This window comes from Streptomyces sp. NBC_00726, from assembly GCF_045161735.1.
In the GTDB taxonomy this organism is placed as follows: domain Bacteria; phylum Actinomycetota; class Actinomycetes; order Streptomycetales; family Streptomycetaceae; genus Streptomyces.
The window spans coordinates 3097338-3115484 of sequence record NZ_CP108983.1 but is presented as its reverse complement, the minus strand read 5'-3'; the positions used below and the strand labels follow the sequence as shown (position 1 = coordinate 3115484).

Annotated in this window: 16 protein-coding genes; 4 read left to right on the top strand and 12 right to left on the bottom strand. The window is 70.4% G+C overall.

From position 1 onward, the window contains the following. The first annotated feature begins 206 nt into the window (after positions 1-206). Together OG338_RS13850 and OG338_RS13845 are read left to right on the top strand one after the other, a co-directional pair. Complete coding sequence (locus tag OG338_RS13850; protein ID WP_405937627.1) at positions 207-650, top strand: ATP-binding protein; 444 nt, start codon at positions 207-209, stop codon at positions 648-650. Continuing rightward, a complete protein-coding gene (locus OG338_RS13845) occupies positions 647-1138 on the top strand; it encodes a hypothetical protein (RefSeq protein WP_405937626.1) in 492 nt (163 codons plus the stop codon). The genes OG338_RS13850 and OG338_RS13845 overlap by 4 nt, the downstream gene beginning before the upstream one ends. A gap of 14 nt (positions 1139-1152) precedes the next feature. On the opposite strand, the gene OG338_RS13840 is transcribed toward OG338_RS13845, so the two are convergent. From OG338_RS13840 to OG338_RS13830, 3 genes are all read right to left on the bottom strand, one after another. Continuing rightward, on the bottom strand, positions 1153-1491 hold the full coding sequence (locus OG338_RS13840) for a P-II family nitrogen regulator (protein WP_405937625.1): 339 nt from the start codon (positions 1489-1491) through the stop codon (positions 1153-1155). Continuing rightward, complete coding sequence (locus OG338_RS13835; RefSeq protein WP_405937624.1) at positions 1488-2795, bottom strand: ammonium transporter; 1308 nt, start codon at positions 2793-2795, stop codon at positions 1488-1490. The genes OG338_RS13840 and OG338_RS13835 overlap by 4 nt, the downstream gene beginning before the upstream one ends. A gap of 205 nt (positions 2796-3000) precedes the next feature. Continuing rightward, positions 3001-4575, bottom strand: a complete 1575-nt coding sequence (locus OG338_RS13830) for a hypothetical protein (RefSeq protein ID WP_405940417.1) — start codon at positions 4573-4575, stop codon at positions 3001-3003. Between the two features lie 338 nt (positions 4576-4913). On the opposite strand from OG338_RS13830, the gene OG338_RS13825 reads away from it, so the two are divergent. Then, complete coding sequence (locus OG338_RS13825; protein WP_405937623.1) at positions 4914-5927, top strand: glycoside hydrolase family 11 protein; 1014 nt, start codon at positions 4914-4916, stop codon at positions 5925-5927. A 90-nt stretch (positions 5928-6017) separates the two neighbouring features. On the opposite strand, the gene OG338_RS13820 is transcribed toward OG338_RS13825, so the two are convergent. The 6 genes from OG338_RS13820 to OG338_RS13795 form a co-directional block, all read right to left on the bottom strand. Then, positions 6018-6932 carry a glycosyltransferase family 2 protein gene (locus OG338_RS13820; protein ID WP_405937622.1) on the bottom strand — a complete coding sequence of 305 codons (915 nt, stop codon included), beginning with the start codon at positions 6930-6932 and terminating at the stop codon, positions 6018-6020. A gap of 104 nt (positions 6933-7036) precedes the next feature. Then, complete coding sequence (locus OG338_RS13815; protein ID WP_405937621.1) at positions 7037-7795, bottom strand: SDR family NAD(P)-dependent oxidoreductase; 759 nt, start codon at positions 7793-7795, stop codon at positions 7037-7039. A 116-nt stretch (positions 7796-7911) separates the two neighbouring features. Then, on the bottom strand, positions 7912-8496 hold the full coding sequence (locus tag OG338_RS13810; protein WP_405937620.1) for a TetR/AcrR family transcriptional regulator: 585 nt from the start codon (positions 8494-8496) through the stop codon (positions 7912-7914). Between the two features lie 91 nt (positions 8497-8587). Beyond that, the gene (locus OG338_RS13805; protein WP_405937619.1) at positions 8588-8935 is read right to left on the bottom strand and encodes a hypothetical protein; all 348 of its coding nucleotides are present in this window, start codon (positions 8933-8935) and stop codon (positions 8588-8590) included. A gap of 34 nt (positions 8936-8969) precedes the next feature. Beyond that, positions 8970-9713, bottom strand: a complete 744-nt coding sequence (locus tag OG338_RS13800) for a GPP34 family phosphoprotein (protein WP_405937618.1) — start codon at positions 9711-9713, stop codon at positions 8970-8972. Positions 9714-10036: 323 nt separating this feature from the next. After that, on the bottom strand, positions 10037-13378 hold the full coding sequence (locus tag OG338_RS13795) for an AfsR/SARP family transcriptional regulator (protein WP_405937617.1): 3342 nt from the start codon (positions 13376-13378) through the stop codon (positions 10037-10039). A 289-nt stretch (positions 13379-13667) separates the two neighbouring features. On the opposite strand from OG338_RS13795, the gene OG338_RS13790 reads away from it, so the two are divergent. Next, the gene (locus tag OG338_RS13790) at positions 13668-15611 is read left to right on the top strand and encodes an NB-ARC domain-containing protein (protein ID WP_405937616.1); all 1944 of its coding nucleotides are present in this window, start codon (positions 13668-13670) and stop codon (positions 15609-15611) included. A 15-nt stretch (positions 15612-15626) separates the two neighbouring features. Here the strand turns inward: OG338_RS13790 and OG338_RS13785 are convergent, their stop codons facing one another. The 3 genes from OG338_RS13785 to OG338_RS13775 form a co-directional block, all read right to left on the bottom strand. Further along, positions 15627-16106: a hypothetical protein gene (locus OG338_RS13785; RefSeq protein ID WP_405937615.1), complete on the bottom strand. Its 480-nt coding sequence runs from the start codon at positions 16104-16106 to the stop codon at positions 15627-15629. Continuing rightward, the gene (locus OG338_RS13780) at positions 16103-17266 is read right to left on the bottom strand and encodes a hypothetical protein (protein ID WP_405940416.1); all 1164 of its coding nucleotides are present in this window, start codon (positions 17264-17266) and stop codon (positions 16103-16105) included. Before OG338_RS13780 ends, OG338_RS13785 begins: the two co-directional genes overlap by 4 nt. A 283-nt stretch (positions 17267-17549) precedes the next feature. Continuing rightward, complete coding sequence (locus OG338_RS13775; RefSeq protein ID WP_405937614.1) at positions 17550-17867, bottom strand: hypothetical protein; 318 nt, start codon at positions 17865-17867, stop codon at positions 17550-17552. Positions 17868-18147: the final 280 nt, after the last annotated feature.

The window sequence follows — 18147 nt, the reverse complement described above, 5'->3', positions numbered from 1 at the left end:
CAGTCTGCCGTGATGCGCCGACCAATGTCACCCACACACGGACAGTGATGCTCTCACCTCAAGTAGGCGTGCAAATTTTGCGCGATACTCAGTTCTGGTTGCATGTCAGCCCGCATATGGGGCAACTTTGAGTGGCGAGATGTGCAGATAGCGAGGGTGAGCTGTGCGCTGCGCGCGCTCTGAGGCCCACCCGTGAGGGGACACGCATGATCGAACAGTGGCAGTCCGTTTCATCTGCCTGTTGTGCACCACCAGTCGGCCCGCCGCCGGTTCTGTTACTCGCAGGCGAGCCCCAATCCGCCAAAGCCGCAAGGAACTTCGTGCGTGAGTTCGTTCCGTACCACGTTCCGGGCGTATCCGAAGACCACGTCGAGACGGTCGTCCTGGTCACGTGCGAGCTGGTCTCGAACTCGATCCGCTACGGCACCGAGCCCGGCGACTCCGTACGCGTCGTGCTCGACGCCGACGAGAAGCGGACGCGAATCGAGGTGCACGACCCGGTCCGCAAGCACCCCCGGCTCAAGCCCTTGTCGTACGAGCGGGAGCGGGGGCGCGGCCTGATCATCCTTGACGCCCTGTGCCCCGATGCCTGGGGCGTCTGCGACATTCCGTTCGGCAAGGCCGTATGGGCGGAGGTGAAGGCGCCGTGATCGCGTCACGTCTTCCGGAAGCCGACATCGACGTGCCCCTGGGCCCCGGATTCGTCGCGTCCGTCGCGGCGGTGACCGGTATGTGCCGAGGGGATACGGGCGATCTCGCTCAACTCCTCCTCACTCACCCGGGCCCCCGCCGGGCGAACGAGACGGCCGAGGCCGTCGAGCACGGCATGAGACGCCTCGCGGCGGCCCTGCGGCTCGGGCCCGGCGGCGAACCACCGCCGGTGATCGGCGCCCGGATCGCGGTCCATCGTGGGCGAGCCGTCCTCGACTACGGCCATGACAGGTACGTGATGGCACTTCCCCCGCCGCCACGGGACTGGCTGGTGCTGCTCGGCACGGGCGCACCGTGCCGGGTCTGCCTGGTGGCCGCACCGCTCGCCCCCGGCGCCGACCGGGCCGCGAGCGACGCGCACCTACGCGAAAGCCTCGCGTCCGGCTTGGTCATGTGGGGAACGGCCCATGCCCGCCGCCGCTGTTGAGCGCCCGGCTGTTCCTACAGCGCGTCCGCCCCCCGCTCGCCCGTGCGGACCCGCACCAGCGTCTCGACGTGCTGGACCCACACCTTGCCGTCGCCGATGCGGTCGGTCCGGGCGGCCCGGACGATCGCGTCGACGGCCGTCTCCTCGTCCGCGTCGTCCACGACCGCCTCGACGCGGACCTTGGGCACCAGGTCGACGCGGTATTCGGCGCCCCGGTACACCTCGGTGTGCCCGTGCTGGCGGCCGTAGCCACCGGCCTCGGTGACGGTCAGGCCCTGGACGCCGACCTCCCGGAGCGCGGTCTTGACCTCGTCCAGGCGGTGCGGGCGTATGACGGCGGTGATGAGCTTCATGGAGCGGTCTTCCTGTCCCTCGGGAGCGCCGACTGCGGGGCCGCGTGACCCAGCGCGCCGTGATCGTAGGCGCTCTCCGCATGCAGCGTCTGGTCGAGGCCCGTGACCTCCTCCTCCGCGCCGGCCCGCAGGCCCATCAGCCGGTCGATCGCCTTAGCGATCCCGTACGTCACGAGGAAGGTGTACGCCGCCACCGCGACCACGGCCACCGCCTGCTTCAGGAGCTGGGCCGCGCCGCCCCCGTAGAACAGGCCCTCCGCGCCGCCGGTCATCGCGGCGGTCGCGAACAGGCCGATGAGCAGGGTGCCGACGACGCCCCCGACGAAGTGCACCCCGACGACGTCGAGCGCGTCGTCGTACCCGAAGCGGAACTTCCACGCGACCGCGTACGAGCAGACGACACCGGCCGCGAGCCCGACCACCGCCCCGCCCACGGGGGAGACCGTGCCGCAGGCCGGGGTGATCGCGACCAGCCCGGCGACCGCGCCCGACGCCGCGCCGAAGGTGGTGGGGTGTCCGTCGCGCCGCTGCTCCACGAAGAGCCAGCCGAGCAGTCCGGTGCAGCCCGCGACGACCGTGTTCAGCATCGAGGCGGCGGCGATCCCGTTCGCGGCGAGCGCGGAGCCGCCGTTGAAACCGAGCCAGCCGAACCAGAGCAGACCCGCGCCGAGCATCACCATCGGCAGGTTGTGCGGGCGCATCGCGTCCTTCCGGAATCCGATGCGCGGCCCCACCACGAGCGCCAGTGCCAGCCCCGACGCCCCGGACGCGATCTCCACCACGAGCCCGCCCGCGAAGTCGAGCGCCCCCAGCGCATCCTTGATCCAGCCGCCGGGCCCCCAGACCCAGTGCGCGACGGGTGCGTATACGAGCAGCGTCCACACCGGTACGAAGACGAGCCACGCGGTGAACTTCGTACGGTCCGCCACCGCACCGCTGATCAGCGCCGCCGTGATGATCGCGAAGGTGAGCTGGAAGGTCGTGAACAGCAGCGTCGGCACCCCGCCGGTCAGCGCGTCCGGCCCGATGTCCGCGAGGCCCAGGTGCGCCAGGTTCCCCACCAGCCCGCCGAACGCGTCGTCGCCGAAGACCAGCGAATAGCCCGCGACCAGCCAGACCACGGTGACCAGCGCGATCGAGACGAAGCTCATCATCAGCATGTTGAGGACGCTTTTCGTACGGACCATGCCGCCGTAGAACAGCGCCAGCCCGGGCGTCATCAGCAGAACGAGTGCGGTGGCGGCGAGCAGCCAGGCGGTATCGCCGGTATCCAGGCCGGACGCGGCCACGGTCACGGGGGTCACGGGGTCCCTCCTCGGGGCGGGGAGCGGTGGGAGCGACTGCGAGCGTGACCGCCTCGCGTTTCGGCGAGGGACCCCGCGTGTTTCCGCCGTATTTCATTGCCCGGGTGTTGCGGGGATCTCACGGGGGCGGTGCGGAGCGCGGGCCCGGCCCGGCGGGCTCACGGTCCGGGCCCGCCGCTGAGGGCCTACGCTCCGGGGCCCGGTCTCAGCAGCCGCGCCCCGCGAAGCGGCCGAGCCCGTACGCCGAGTCCAGCCGGTACGTCCCCGGCTTCCGTACCGTCAGCCGCGTCCACTCGCCGTCCTGCCGCAGGCAGGCTCCCGCGGGCCCGTGCACGCGGAGCCAGGGGGAGTGGGCGATCCGCACGGTCACCGAGCCGGCCCGCTCCATGCGCAGGACCAGATCCGCGTCGCCGCCGCCGGTGACCGTGGCGGGCGGGGGCGCCAGCGGGGTCGCCTCGCGGACCCGGTAGACCGTCCAGCCGTCGTCCTCCCACACCTCGTCCAGCCACGGCAACCCGCCCCTGACCAGGGCCGCTTCGGCTTCCGCGGGCCCGTCCGGCCGCCCGTGGTGCAGGACGACGAGGCCCACGGCCCAGCGGTCGAGCCAGGCGCGGTAGCGGTCCGGGGTGAGCTCGCCCTCGTAGAACAGGCGCCCGCGCTCGACGTCCAGCTGGCGGTTCCAGCCCCGGGCCATGTTCACGTGCGGGGCGAGGACGGCGGCCTCGCGGTGGTTGCGCGCGGGGACGACCTCGACGCGGACCCGGTCCGCGCCCAGCCGGTCGAGCGCGGCGACGACCCCCTCGGTGCGGGACGCCCAGGCCGGCACGGGGGTGGAGACGCGCAGGTCGTCCACGGTCTTGTCGACGAGCCAGCACCCGGAGAGCACGAGGGCGGCGGCCAGGAACCCCGTACGCACCCGGGCCCCGGCCCGGACCGTGTCGAGGACCGCCGCGCACAGCACGGGCACGGCGACCAGGCCGAGCAGCCGCTCGACGTTCGTACCGATCGGGGACGCGATGAGGAACGTCAGCACCACACCGACCGCGTACACCACCGCCCCGTACCGCGCCGGCCGCCACTCCCGCGTCCGGGGCGCCGCCGCCGCGAGCACCGCGCAGACCAGGACCGGCATCCACACCCGGCCCCCGTGCATGGGCTGCTCGCCCCGGAACGGGAACAGCAGCGTCGTCACGCCGACGACCACGAAGAACGGGACCATCAGGACCGCGCCCGCGCGCCACCGCCGGTCGAGCAGATACGCGGCGCCCACGACGACCAGGAAGAGCCCGGCCACCGGGCTCGCCATGGCCGCCAGCGTCCCGGCGACGCCGGCCACCACGGCCCGGTGGACGTACCGGCAGGCGACGAGCCCGACGGCCACGCCGAGCGCGAAGGTCGTACGCCCCGACGCGACGTTGCACCACAGCGCGAACGCGCCGAGCAGCGCGGGCGGGAGCGGGCGGCGCATCCCCGTACGGACGAAGAGGCGGGCCAGCAGCCAGGTGGCGGCGAGCCCGGAGGCGACGGACACCGTGCGGACGCCGACGAGAGCCATCGCGTACGAGGAGAGGACGCTGTAGTTCGCGGTGTGCGTCCCTCCGTACCAGGACAGGTTGTACGCCGATCCCGGGTGGCGCGCGGTGAACCCGGACCAGGCGAGCTGCGCGGCGAGGTCACCGCCGCCGGTGGCCAGGACGGCCGCCCACACGGCGTACAGCGGCAGCGCGACCGTGACGGAGACCAGCGGCACACGGTGGGCCCGCCACCCCGGCTCGTCCACCGACTCGCCTGCGCCCGCCCGTACTTCTTCACTGACCACCACGTGCCAAACCCTAGAGGCTGATCAGCGGCCTCAACGTACCGAAACTTTCGAAATGAATGCCATCCGCTTCGAATGAACCTCTCGCTCACATCCGCATTCCGCCCGGACTGCCGACTCAATGATGGCTGTTGAGCTGCCATGTTCTCCAACTTCCTTGACGGCATTGGTAATCGAAGGTTTCGCAACTAATGCCGAAAGTATTGACACCCCCAGGGGGCGGTCCAACACTGAGCGCCGTCGGCAGGCCCCCCGGCCGGCCGACACCCACCTGCTCACGGGACGAGGAGGACATCCCCATGTACGCAACCCCCGCACATCCGACGAGCCGCCCCAGACCTGTGAACGGCCTACGGCTGTTCATCCGCAGCGCCTTCGCCCTGGTGATCGCGGTCGCCGCGGCGATCGCCCTGCCCGGCACCGCCACCGCCGACACGACCGTCACCTCGAACCAGACGGGGACCAACAACGGCTACTACTACTCGTTCTGGACGGACAGCCCCGGCACCGTCTCCATGAACCTCGGCTCCGGCGGCAGTTACGGAACGTCCTGGAGCAACACCGGCAACTTCGTGGCCGGGAAGGGCTGGAGCACCGGCGGCCGCCGCAGCGTGACGTACTCCGGCTCCTTCAATCCCTCGGGCAACGCCTACCTCGCCCTCTACGGCTGGTCGCAGAACCCGCTGGTGGAGTACTACATCGTCGACAACTGGGGTACGTACCGGCCCACCGGGACCTTCAAGGGCACGGTCACCAGCGACGGCGGCACGTACGACATCTACGAGACGACCCGGACCAACGCCCCCTCGATCGAGGGAACCAAGACGTTCAAGCAGTACTGGAGCGTCCGCCAGTCCAAGCGGACCGGAGGCACCATCACCACCGGCAACCACTTCGATGCCTGGGCCCAGCACGGGATGAACCTCGGCAGCTTCAACTACATGATCATGGCCACCGAGGGCTACCAGAGCAGCGGCAGCTCCAGCATCACGCTGGGCAGCACGTCCGGCGGCGGTGACAACGGCGGTGGCAACACCGGCGGCGGCAACAACGGATGCACCGCCACCCTTTCCGCGGGTGAGAAGTGGGGCGACCGCTACAACCTCAACGTCGCGGTCTCGGGCTCCAGCAACTGGACCGTGACCATGAACGTCCCGTCCCCGGAGAAGATCCTCTCCACCTGGAACATCACCGCCAGTTACCCCAGCGCCCAGGTGCTGACCGCCAAACCCAACGGCAACGGCAACAACTTCGGTGTCACCGTCCAGTCCAACGGCAGCTGGACCTGGCCGACGGTCACTTGCTCGACGTGACCCAACGGGCCCCCGGGGCGGCGGCGGCCGCCCCGGGGCCACCCGGCGGAGGCCGCCCGCCCCGGAAAACGCTTCAGCCGCACCCCCGTCTCACAACACCGGCGGCCTTCCCAGGCGGGTCATCCGCCACACCGTCCGCCAGCTCATCGGCGCCCGCTCCCCGGCCGGCGTCCTGACCCCCTCGGCGAACCCGCCCCACCACGCCCTCAGCCCCGTCAGCGAGCGCATCCGCAGCATGGCCAGCGCGATCCACACGCCGAGATAGACCGGGATCAGCGGCGCGGGGAGCCGCCTGCGCGCGAGCCACACCCGGTTCCGCGCGGTGAACCGGTAGTAGACGGCGTGCCGGGCCGGCGACGTCCGAGGATGCTGGAGGACGAGCGTCGGCACGTAACGGATCTCCCAGCCGCCGTCCAGCGCCCGCCACGCGAGGTCCGACTCCTCGTGCCCGAAGAAGAACTCCCCCGGCCACAGCCCGGTCTGCCGGAGCATCGGCATCGAGAACGCGTGCCCGCCACCCAGGAACGCGGTCACCGGCCCCCCGTGCATCGGATCGCCCGCCCGCAGCCTCGGCACCCAGCGCCGTTCGGTCCGCCCGTGCTCGTCGGCGACCCGGAATCCGATGATCCCCAGCCTCGGATCCTCCGCGAACTGCCGCCGCACCTCACGGAACACGTCCGTGGCGATGAGCAGCCCGTCGTCGTCCAGCTCGACCACGACATCGACTTCGTCCCCGTCCCGCAGCAGCTCAAGCCCCACGTTCCGGCCCCCGGGACACCCCAGATTCTCCGCGAGCGGCACCTTGGTCACCCCGGTCGCACCGGGCGTGCCCGCCACGCCGAGCACATCGGTCGAAACGTCCTCCAACGAGGTCGCGTTGCCCACCAACACCACACGGGCCGCCGGAACATCCTGCTTGGCCACGGACGCAAGCAACGCCTCGAGCTCCCGGGGCCGGGTCCCCATGGTCACGATGACGACCCCGATACGCGGCGACAAGGTCATGACGGCTCACTCCAGTGATCGGTGGGCCCCCGATGCTAGGCCGTGCCGCCGGGCACCGGCCGCCACTCCGGGCACCGGCCGCCGCCCCGAGTGCCCACCGCCCCTCACGCCGCCGCCCCGCTGTCGATGACCAGGTCCGTGCCGACGACCGCCCCGGCGGCGGGCGACGCCAGGTACAGCACCGCGGCCGCCACCTCCTCGGCCTTCGCGAGCCTGCCGAGCGGGTTCTGTGACTTCACCCGTTCCGCCCGGTCGGTCCCGGTCTCGCCCGGGCGGAGGGACATGGGTGCCTCGGAGGCTCCCGGGCTGACGGCGTTGATGCGGATGCCCTCGTGGATGTGGTCGAGCGCCGCGGCGCGGCTCAGCGCGGAGACGGCGGCCTTCGACGTGATGTAGGCGGCGGCGTTCGGTATCCGCAAGTGGGCCCCGAGATTGGAAGCGATGTTGACGATGGCGCCGCCCTCATGGGCACGCATGTGGGCGATCTCGTGCTTCATCGCCAGCCAGACACCGGTGACATTGGTCCGTAGCACCGCGTCCCAGTCCTCCTCGCTCACGTCCGCCGCCGGGCCGGAACCCCGGAGTATTCCGGCGTTGTTGACCGCGATGTGGAGTCCTCCGAAGCGGTCCGCGGTCCCCTCGACCAGGCGGCGGACCTGCTCCGAGTCGGTGACGTCGGTTTCGACCGCGGCGGCCGTCCCGCCGCTCACCTCGATGAGCCGCACGGTCTCGTCCAGGGATGCCCGGGTCCGCCCCGCGACCGCCACCGACGCGCCTTCGGCGGCGAAGGCGAGCGCGGTGGCACGGCCGAGGCCGGAGCCGGCACCGGTGACGAGGACAGACCTGCCGATGAAGCGGTTCACTTCCACAACTCCTCTGTAGGGCCAGTGCTGAACACTTTTATTGAACCGATCGTTCCATTATTTGGCCGTGCGAGATCGGGTCCGGCCCGGCCGGCCCGGCCAGCGGCAGGCAGGGTTCAGTCCAGCATCGACAGGGCCTGCTCGGCGGCCTCCCGTACCCGGGAGGGATCGCTGGACGCCTTGCCGACGACCCGTATGCCCTGGAGCAGGACGAGCAGCATGCGGGCCAGCGCGCGCGGGTCGCGGTCCCCCGGCAACTCGCCCTGGGCCTGGGCCCGTATGAGCGCGGAGTGCAGCGGCGTTTCGAGATGCTCCCAGCTGACCTCGACCCGGCGGGCCGCCGCCGTGTCATGCGGTGCCAGCTCGGAAGCGGTGTTGGTGATGAGGCATCCGTGCAGCCGCGCCTCCAGTGATGTGGCCTCTTCGGCGAAGCGGCGCACCACGGTCCGCACCGCGGGCAGGGCCGGCCCCGGCTGGGACAGTTCCGCGAGAAGGAGCGGATCGCGCCCCTCCGCGTAACGGTCCAACGCCTTCAGGAACAGCTCGTGCTTGTTGCCGAAGGTGGCATAGATGCTGGCCCGGCCGATGCCGAGATGTTCGACAAGGTCGGCTATCGACGTCGCTTCGTAGCCGCGCTGCCAGAACAGCTCAAGGGCCGCTTGCAGCGCGGCCTCCGGATCGAATTCCTTGGTCCTGCCCACATCGAAGAGCGTAGGCGATATTGGAACGAACGGTCAATTACCTCGTTCGAGTGAACACCTGCCCGGGTGCCCGCACCGCCTCGGCGAACTTTCAGCTCGACGCCTCCAGCGCATCGGCCCGCTTCACCAGTCCGGCGGCCACGTCATCCCAGTCGGGCCCGTGCAGCCACAGATTCTGAGCCGCCTCCCGCAGGAGCTCCGGCTCGTCCGGCCGCTGCAACAGCACCAGCCGATAGGCCAAGTTGCGGACCCACACGGGCAGATAGCCGTCCACGATGTTCGGGGCCAGCTCATGCAGCATGGCGAGGATGGCGCCCGCGTCGGCGAACGTCAGCTCCTCGATGAAGTAGTGCTCGTCGTGTGCCGACCCGCACGCGGGGGTGGGCCCGTACTCGTCCCCGTACAGGCATCGCGCGTGCGCTGTCAGGCTGCTGTGCATGGACGCGAGGTTACGACGCGGACCGAGCCCGCCCTCAGTCCCCGCCGCCATCGCTGCCGTCACCGTCGAAGATCCAGCTCAGCGGATTCCAGCCCGGGCCCGTGCTCTCGGGCAGCGACTCACCGCCGCGTGCGCGCCCCGGCGTCGCCTCCCGCTCGCGGACCAGGTCCCCTACGGCCCGGGCTATGGGGTCCTGCCCGGCGGAGGCCGTCACCTCGATGCGCTGCTGGGACAACCCGTCCCCCGGCAGCACGTTTTCGGCCAGCCCCGTCGCCCCGACGAGCGCGGCCAGCATCCGTGCGCGCTCGTCGCCGGTCGCCCCGTGCGCCACGGCGGACACCCGCTCACGCGCGGGGGACGTCCGGTCGTCCGGCCCCACGACATGGCGGCGCTGCGCGATGACCCCCAGGGTCCGGGTGCGCTCCTCGCGCAGGGCCCCGCGCGCGACGAGCCGGTGACGCCACACCTCGTCCGTCCTGCCCGCACTGGTCTTCACCCCCGCGGTATCACGCACCCACCGCTGAAGCCTGTGCCCCTTGCGACGGCCGGCGACCCCGGCCAGCGCCGCGTCGAGAAACGAGTCCCCGGTCACCGGCGCACCGGACGCGACGATCTTCCCGTCCCGCACCTCAACCCGCCCGGCCAGCACCAACTCACCGGCCACGGCCCCCGCGATCCCGAGCCGCAGCGAATACGTCCGGCACGCGACCCGCCCCTCGACGGGATCGTGCGCAAGCAGCAACAACTCCTCGGGGAGCGTGAAGTGCGGTACGAACACGACGACATGACCCCCAGGCCGCTATGGACAACGGGGTCATGTTCGCACGTGTTTGCGAGACCCGTCACCGTGGGTTGGACGGGCTGCTCAATATCATGATGCAGCCGTTCTGCAGGCTGCTTCTGGGGGATGCCGTTGCGACACCGGAATGTGCCGCTGTCGCCAGGGCGGTCATGCAGATGAGGGTGGTGACCGCCAGAATCTTGCTCACTAGCTATTCGTCCTTCCGCGTTGATCATGCGGAGAGTAGCAGAATAGTAAGACAAGCGAACCGGCTTTATTCTGTGGGGCATATTGCCTCCGGTATATGCCAAAGGCAATATCTATTGCGCCTCGCGCTCCCCCGGGCGGGTTCCCCGACGGGTATCACATATATGTTCGAGTGCCTTTAGGTGGCGGTCGACGCGCTGCGCCTCGGCGGCATCCCGATGTTGATTCAAGGTGAATGCCCGCCGCAGCGAAGCCCGCGCTTCGCCGATATTCCCGGCGGCCAGCAGTACCTCCGCGAGCAGCGTCCGGGCGGCGGCCTCTTCCTTGACGTCGTCCGTCCTGGCGGCGATGGCCGCCGCCGTCCGGAGGCGGTCCGCCGCGACGGTCAGGCGGCCACCGGCGAAGTCCGCGCGACCGAGCCGGCGTAACGCCTGGATCTCATGATGAGCTGCTCCGATGTCCTGCGCGATCCTCAGCGCTTCGAGGACATGCCGGCCGGACTCCTCGACGTTTCCCAGCCGCCAATGCGCCTCGCCGATCCCGAGCATGGTCTCGGCCTGGCTCTTGCGGTCGCCGAGCGCCCGGAATTCCGTAAGCGTCGACTCGAATGCGGGAAGGGCGGCCGAAGGGTCGCCCGATTCGGTCAGTGACTCGGCCAGATTTCTGCGCACGGTCGCGCAGTCGTACCGGCTTCCTTCGGTTTTCAGATATGTGAGAGATTCCTCGAACGATCGACGGGCCGAGGTTACGTCGCCCGTCTGCATCTGTAACTCCCCGATGTTGTTGAGCGTCTGGGATGCGGCAGTTCTGTCGGAGGCGCTGCGGAATCCGTCGAGAGCTTTGAGGAAATGAGTGAGAGCCCGCTCGCGGTCCCCCAGGAAGAGCATGGTCACCGCGATATTGTTCCGGCTGCGCGCCTGCTCCCAGATATCGTCCGACAGTGAGGTGAGTGCGAACGACTTCTGGAGCAGGACCAGCGCCTTCCGGTTCTCGCCCAGATGCCAGTTCAGGGTGCCCAGTACGCGAAGCGCCGCAGCCTCGGCGGCCCGGTCGGCCCGAGCCCGGGCGAGCTCCAGAGCCCGTTCCCCGGCCGTGGCGGCCTCCGCGTAGTCACCGACACTCGCACTCGCCGCACACAGGTCGACCAGCGCCAGGCAGAGAGCCGACGCGTCATGGGCCCGCTCCCAGTGGGTGACGGCGTGCCCCAGAAGCTTCGTGGCGTCGTGCCAGTGGCATTCCCCCTGGAGGAATCCCGCCAGGGCGCAGGAGAGCCGGGCGGCCGGCCCGGTATCACCGTTACGTCGGACGTGCTCTTCGACAGCCAGAAGATTGCCGCGCTCCGCGGCCAGCCAGGACCGTGCCGCGGTGAAGTCCGTCAGGAGCCGCGAATCCACCGGAGGCGGCGGCACTGCCGCTTCCGGCCGTACCCGATGGGGGTAGGCAATCCGGTCCGCGGCCTCCGCTGTTGTGACATAGAAATCCGTCAGGCGGTTCATGGCCCGACTGCGCTCCTGCTCGCTGTCCTCCGAGACGGACAGGCCGCAGGCGTATTCCTTGAGCAGGTCGTGGTAGCGATAGCGATCGGGTGAGGGCTCGCGGAGCAGGTGGCACGCCACCAGCCCTTCGAGCAGCCGTTCCGCCGTGTCGTGCGGCAGATCCAGCAGCGCGGCCGCCGCTGAGGTGGTGAACTCGGGGCCGGGATGGAGCCCGAGGCGCCGGAATGCCGTCCGTTGCTGCGCCGTGAGATCCCGGTAGGAGAGGGCGAATGCGCGCGCCATCTCCTGTTCCTGATCCGCACTGTGAATTTCCGCCAGCCGTTCGGGACTTCGTGCGAGGCGCTCGGCCAGGACCTCCAATGTCCAGGAGGTACGGGCGCGGAACCGGTGAGCCACCAGCTCGATGGCGAGGGGAAGACACCCGCAGAGGCCGGCTATCCGCGCCACTTGACCGGTGTCGCGAGTCCGTGCCCTTCCCGCGAACCCGCGGAAGAGCTCGACGGCGTCCTCTTCGGGCAGGACATCGAGTGGTACGGACAGTGCCTGGGGTATCCCGGTCAGATGGCGGCGGCTGGCCACGATCGTCAGGCACGACGACCCGCCCGGCAGTAGAGGGCGCACCTGTCCGGGGCCGGTGGCGTCGTCCAGGACGATGACCACGCGCCGCCCGGCCAGCATGGTCCGCCACAGAGCGGTGCGCGCCTCCAGCTCGGAGGGGATGGAGAAGGCGGGCGCGCCGAGCAGCCTCAGCAGAGTCGCCAGCGCTGCCCGTGCGGTGAGCGGTTCCTGGGCGGGAGAATGGCCGCGCAGATCGATGTAGAGCTGACCGTCCGGGTACGTGTCGGTCAGCAGATGGGCCGTGGCGACGGCCAAGGCCGTCTTGCCGACCCCCGCCATACCGCTGACCGCCTCCACGGTGATGACCGTCCCGCCTTGCGCGGCCCTTCCGGCGATCATCGAGGTCAACGCCCTCAATTCCGGCCGTCGCCCCACGAGCGAAGGCTGCTGCGGCAGATTCCGGCGTGGTGGCACAGCGGGCGGGGGACTGGCGGAGTCGGATGTTTCGGACGGGGTACCGGCAGGGCCCTCCGGGGCAACGGCGGTAACGAGCGGCGTGGCGGTCCGCTTCACGCCGCCCCCGTGAGCCAGTTCGTGCGCGGGCACGCGGGCCAGTACACCTTGGTGGATCAGATCGAGCTCGGTGCCGGGCAGGGCTCCGTACTCCGCCCGCAGTGACTGCCGCGCCCGCTGGTACACGCGCAGTGCCTCCGCGTACCTTCCACTGCCGTAGCACGCCACCATCAGCTGGCCGAGAAGCGTCTCGTCGCCGGGATGCCGGTCGACCAGGGCGGTCAGCTCGCCCACGTAATCGCTGAAGCGCTCCAGCCGCAGTCCGGCCGCGATGCGCGAAGTGCAGGCACTCAGCCGTGACTCCATGAGTGTGCGTCGTACGGTCGCCGCCCAGAGCCCGGGCAGACCCGCCAGCGCCTCGCCCTGCCACAGCTCCTCCGCGCGTGACAGCAGCTCCACCGTGCGTGCGTCGTCGGCGCTCTTGTACGCAGCGTTGACGAGGTGCCGGAACCGCCGCAGATCGACGGCGTCGCGCACGGCGCGCAGGGTGTAGGTATGCGCCCTGCCCACGATGGCAGGTGCGTCCGGCCCAGTGCCGGCCACCCGCAACTGCCGTCGGAGACGCGACACATAGGTGTACGCGTTCGCGCGGGCGCGCTCGGGAGGGTCGCCGTCCCAGAGGCGGTCCATCAGCTCACCGATCGCGACAGGACGGCCCGCATCAAGAGCGAGCGCGGCCAGTAACAGGCGTTCCTTGTCCGATCCGAGCGTCAGCCAGTGGCCGTTCAGCCGTAGTCCCACTGGTCCGAGAAGCTGAAATTCCACCAGCGCCCCCGCCGGTCCGATGGATGGTTCACGAGCATGACACTCCGCGCCGAATACCGCCATACAGCCTTACCGGAATTGGCGTGAATCGCTTCGGTTGTGATGGTCATTCGATCCCGTACCGGGGTAGAACGCGAAAGGGGGCAGGCAATTGACATTGATCTACGGGGGTGGATGGATGAGCGATTCCAGCGCGGTCCCGCGGGGCCCTCACACGAATGAGATCAGTGGCGCGGCGAGTCTGAGCGGACCCACCATCCAGGCCCGTGAAGTGCACGGTGGCATCCATCTTCACCCTGCGGCGGCAGCACCTGTCCGGCCCGGGCCGCCACGCCAGCTCCTGCCTGTGCCGGTGAACTTCACCAACCGGAACAGCGACTTCGCGGCCCTGGACGATCTACGCGGCAGCGGATCGCGGCTGATCGTCGTCAGCGGTCAGGCCGGCGTCGGCAAGACGACTCTGGTGTCCAAATGGCTGCGCTCGATGACCTCCGAATTCCCCGACGGACAGTTGTACGCGGATCTGCGCGGGCATTCGGAGGGCAAACCGGTGGGGCCCGGGGAGATCCTCACCCAGTTCCTCCGGGCCCTGGGCGTCGGCGCGCCGTCCACCGACGCCGCCGAACTGGCCGCCCTGTGGCGGACTCTCACCAGTGACCGGCGGGTCGCGGTCATGCTGGACAACGCCTTCACCGCCGCCCAGATCCGTCCGCTGCTGCTCGCCGGACCTGGGGGACTCGTAGTCGTCACCAGCAGGAGCCGGCTGACCGGGCTGCGCATGCAGGGTGCGGGCTTTCACCAGCTCGACGCGCTCGGCCCGGACGACGGCGTCGAACTCCTCACCCGGGGGATCGGCGCGGGCCGGGTGGCGGACGAGCCCTTGTCGGCGCAACGCCTGGTGGACCTGTGCGCGGGCCTCCCGCTCGCTGTCTGCCTGGCGTCCGCGCGGCTCGCGACCCGGCCGCGTCAGTCGGTGGGGGCCTTCGTGGAGGCCCTTGCGCGGGACACGGGAGGCGGCCGGCTGGCCGCCCTCGAAGTGGAGGGGGAGACTTCGGTGCGCAAAGCTCTGGACGCGTCGTATGCGGTACTGAGCGGCGGGAGCGCCCGCCTGTACAGGACACTGGGCGTGCTTCCCGTACGCACATTCGACGCGATGATCGCGGCCGCCACGTGCGGCGAATCGTTGGACTGGGCGGAGCGCGGTCTGGACGAACTGGTCGAGGCGAATCTCGTGGAGGATGTCGGCCCCGACAGCTGCCGCTTGCACGACCTCTTACGGATCCACGCACACGACCGCGCCATGGAGGATGAGACGAGCGCGGCCCGCGACGAGGCGCTGCGCCGGTTCTGTGACTGGTGCCTGTACACCGCGTCGGCGGCGCAGGCGCGGCTGACACCGGTGCAGTTCACACTTCCCAGGGTCTACGCGTACCAGCCGGATCTGCCCCTGCCCTTCGACGGCGACGTCGCGGCTCTCGATTGGCTCGATGCCCACCGGACCCAGCTGCTGGACGCGGTCAGGCTCGCCGCGGCCAAGGGCTGGTACGACACCAGCTGGATGCTGGTGGACGCCCTGTGGCCCCTCTTCCTTCGCCTGCGGCATTACGCGGACTGGATCGAGGCGTACGAGACCGGCCTGGAAGCCGCCCGGCAGGCCGGGAACAGAGCGGCCGAGCGCCAGATGCTCAATTCAGGCGCCATCGGTCTGGGCGCCGCCGGCCACACCGAGCAGGCCCTCGTCTGGTACAGGGAGTCCCTGGAGGCCGCACGCGAAGCCGGTGACGTCCGGGACGAGGGCCAAGCGCTGCTGGGCATCGGCACATGCCATCGCGAGGCCGGGCGGCCCGCCGACGCGACGACTCACCTCAACCGCGCGATCTCCGTATGGGAAGGCTGTGGTTATCCGCGGGGCGCGGCTCTGGCCCGCGTCATCCTCGGCGAGATCGCTCTCACGGCCGGCGCCCCCGACCGGGCCGCCGGGTACTTCGCGCGGGCCCACGAGGCGTTGGTCGCGGTGAACGACCCCCATGACGCCGCACGAGCCCTCGTCCTTCTGGGCCGCGCCCAGGCCCGAGCGGGTTCCTACGCGGAAGGCGCGGCCAGGATGCGCGCGGCCCTGGCGGTGTTCACCGAGTCAGGGGCCGCGTTCTGGCAGGCACGCTCCCTGGAGATGCTGGGGGAGAGCGCCGCGGAGCAGGGCGACGGGACGGCCGCGGGGCGGTACCTCGCACGGGCCGTCGCGCTGTTCGAGACCACCAGCCCCGCCGACGCGCTTCGGCTCGGCGGGGAGGGGTGACCGCGGGGCCGCGATTCAGCCGGTCGGTACGACGTGTGCGTCAGGCCATTCGCGTAAGGAACGTCCCGCCACCAGCCAGGCATGCAGGCATGAAGGCAGCAGCGACTGCTCCTCGGACGCGCAACCCGGCCGCCCGGCCCGCGACGGTACGAGAATCGCGCACCGGTCCGAGCCACCGGCAAGGGCCCAGCCGCTCAACCCTCCGCCCAGAGGCACCGCGGCGACGCCGCATGCGGGGTGGGCCGCGATGAGGTCCACCACCCGGCGCAGTGCGGCGGCGACCGAGTACGCCCGGCTGCCCTGGAGCACGTCACCGCATTCCAGCAGCGAAGCGTCCGCACAGGCATCCACGTTCACCGCCAGGTGCTCGTCGATGACCGATGTGCGGTGGGGCCGGCGGACGGGGGTCAGCCGCACGCTGTACGAGAACTGAGCGCATCGGGCGCGCAGCACGTCGGGAAAGGGGCATGCCTCGACCACGACGAAGCGCTTCACGCCAGCGCCTCCCCGAGGGCCGGCGCCCACGCCGCCGGTGGCACGGGCTCCGGCAGCGGGACGGTCACCGGCTCGTGCGCGGGCTGGCCCATTCCCATGAGCCCGTACATCAGCCTGCGCATGTTCCGGTTGAAGCGGCCCGGCTCCGAGGTGATGCGCGACCTGATCGACGCGTATTCCTCGTCCCGGTACTCCCTGGACACGTAGTCGAGCTGGTCCACGAGCGGGTGGGTGGGAGACAGCCGCGGGGCATGGGCGGCGAGGGTCGCGGCCGGCGACGAGGGATTGATCTCCTGCTCGGGCGAAGCGGCCAGCAGGATCGGCGAACCGGTGAGTGTCCCGTACAGCGTCACCGAGCCGTGGTCCCCGATGATCCAGTCCGCCGCGATCAGGATGCTGCGCCAGTCCGCTTCGGGCGGCACGACCCCGATGCCGAGATGTGCGCACCGTGCCAGCCAGGACCTGACCTGGTAGGCGCCGTGCCCGGACCACACATTGGGGTGGACGAGCAGCGCGGTGCGGTAGTTCGCTGCCGGAAGCTCCCCGATCAGCCGTGGCAGCAGCGCGTCGAACCGGCCGAAGCAGGAGTCGGCTCCCCAGGTCGAGACCGTGACGACGAGCTTCTGCCCCTCGGCCAGCCCGAGCGCGCGGCGGTAGACGGCCCGGAGCGGCATGCTGGCGATGATGCGGTCGTGCACGGGGTCACCGAGCACATGAGCCAGCGGAACGGCCTCCGGGCAGCTGTGCGCCAGCTCGCGCAGCTCGGCGTGGTGCGGCACACCGACGGCGGCCGGTAACCGCCCGCCGGGCAGGAGGTCCTGCCTGCGCAGCCCCGCCACTCCCGAGTTCGCGCCCTCGCGCACCCTCTTCAGGTAGTTGGCCCCATGGGGCAACGTGATCAGCGGCGCGTCCACGTACTCCACACCGCGCGGCCCTGCGGCGAGGGCGAGATCGAAGCGCATGCGAGTGGCCTGGTCCCATGGCAGCACCACGGCGCCGAACCGGGCGAGAAAGGCGGGCACGTCATCACCGAAGGCGTGCGGCGGTGCCGTGAAGAAGACCTGGAGCCGAAAGTCGGCTTCCAGCAGCGACAGGACATCGAGCAGGCGCTTCCCGTATGTCACGGTGTGGATCACCGCCAGCACCCGCTTGCGCCCCACCAGAGTCAACCACTGCCGGGACTCGGCGGCCTGTCCCCCAACCGTGTCCCGTTCGAACCTGCTCGCCGTAGCCGCGCTGGTTCCGTTCGCGTTCGTTCCGGTCGTACTCAACGCCGACACTGCTTCCCCCTGTTGGTCGATCACCGAGTGCCACGAACTGCTTCCGGTGACGGAATGCCCGGTGAGGGGGACGAAAGGCTCGACGGAGCCTTGCCAGAACCTTGCAGCATGCTGCCAAGCGCAGCCGGCGGCTGCCACGGGAAAGGGAATGCGTGCCCGGACGCTAACGGTCCTCTTCGCGCTCCGGCATGTTGAACGTGAGGCTGGAGAAGTCCCGGCCCTGGATCACCGGGCCATTCTGGGTGCCTCCGCTGATGGTGTTGTGCACCTCGCTGGCGGCAACGCGCTGCGCGTCCTGCCACCAGGCGTCGAGGAGCGCGCGGAACTCCCCGTCCAGGGCGGCCCGTACACCAAGTGCGGTCGCGAGGGCCTGCGCCCGCACGGGGTCGGCCGGATCGCTCTCCAGCTCCGCGAGCTCCAGCTCGCCGGAGCTGACACCGGGCGCCTCCTCCACCGACCGCCGCCGGAATGGGCGCCGCACCAACGCGGTGAGACCTTGCCACGCCTGACGGCCTGCGTCCCCGCCGACACTGCCGGCCATGGCCGTAAGCGCCGCTGCCGTGATCGGATCCATGCCGGGCACCCCCTGGGTCACTGGCTCCGGTCACAGCGTAGGACGCCGGCACAGGGTTACGCAGGGGTTCGCTTCGGGTCGGGGAGCGCGGAGGCTCTCCCCCAACGAGAAGCGCAGAGCGGATGACTACGATCTATCGGCTGTGGGAAGAGCGGGCGACCGGAGGACGACAGGGCGGCCCGTGCAT

What these genes read in the sequence shown, in the direction of transcription:
- OG338_RS13840 (WP_405937625.1), bottom strand. Translation starts at nt 1,491, where the DNA reads ATGAAGCTCATCACCGCCGTCATACGCCCGCACCGCCTGGACGAGGTC.
- OG338_RS13825 (WP_405937623.1), top strand. Translation starts at nt 4,914, where the DNA reads ATGTACGCAACCCCCGCACATCCGACGAGCCGCCCCAGACCTGTGAAC.
- OG338_RS13850 (WP_405937627.1), top strand. Translation starts at nt 207, where the DNA reads ATGATCGAACAGTGGCAGTCCGTTTCATCTGCCTGTTGTGCACCACCA.
- OG338_RS13795 (WP_405937617.1), bottom strand. Translation starts at nt 13,378, where the DNA reads ATGGCGGTATTCGGCGCGGAGTGTCATGCTCGTGAACCATCCATCGGA.
- OG338_RS13820 (WP_405937622.1), bottom strand. Translation starts at nt 6,932, where the DNA reads ATGACCTTGTCGCCGCGTATCGGGGTCGTCATCGTGACCATGGGGACC.
- OG338_RS13805 (WP_405937619.1), bottom strand. Translation starts at nt 8,935, where the DNA reads ATGCACAGCAGCCTGACAGCGCACGCGCGATGCCTGTACGGGGACGAG.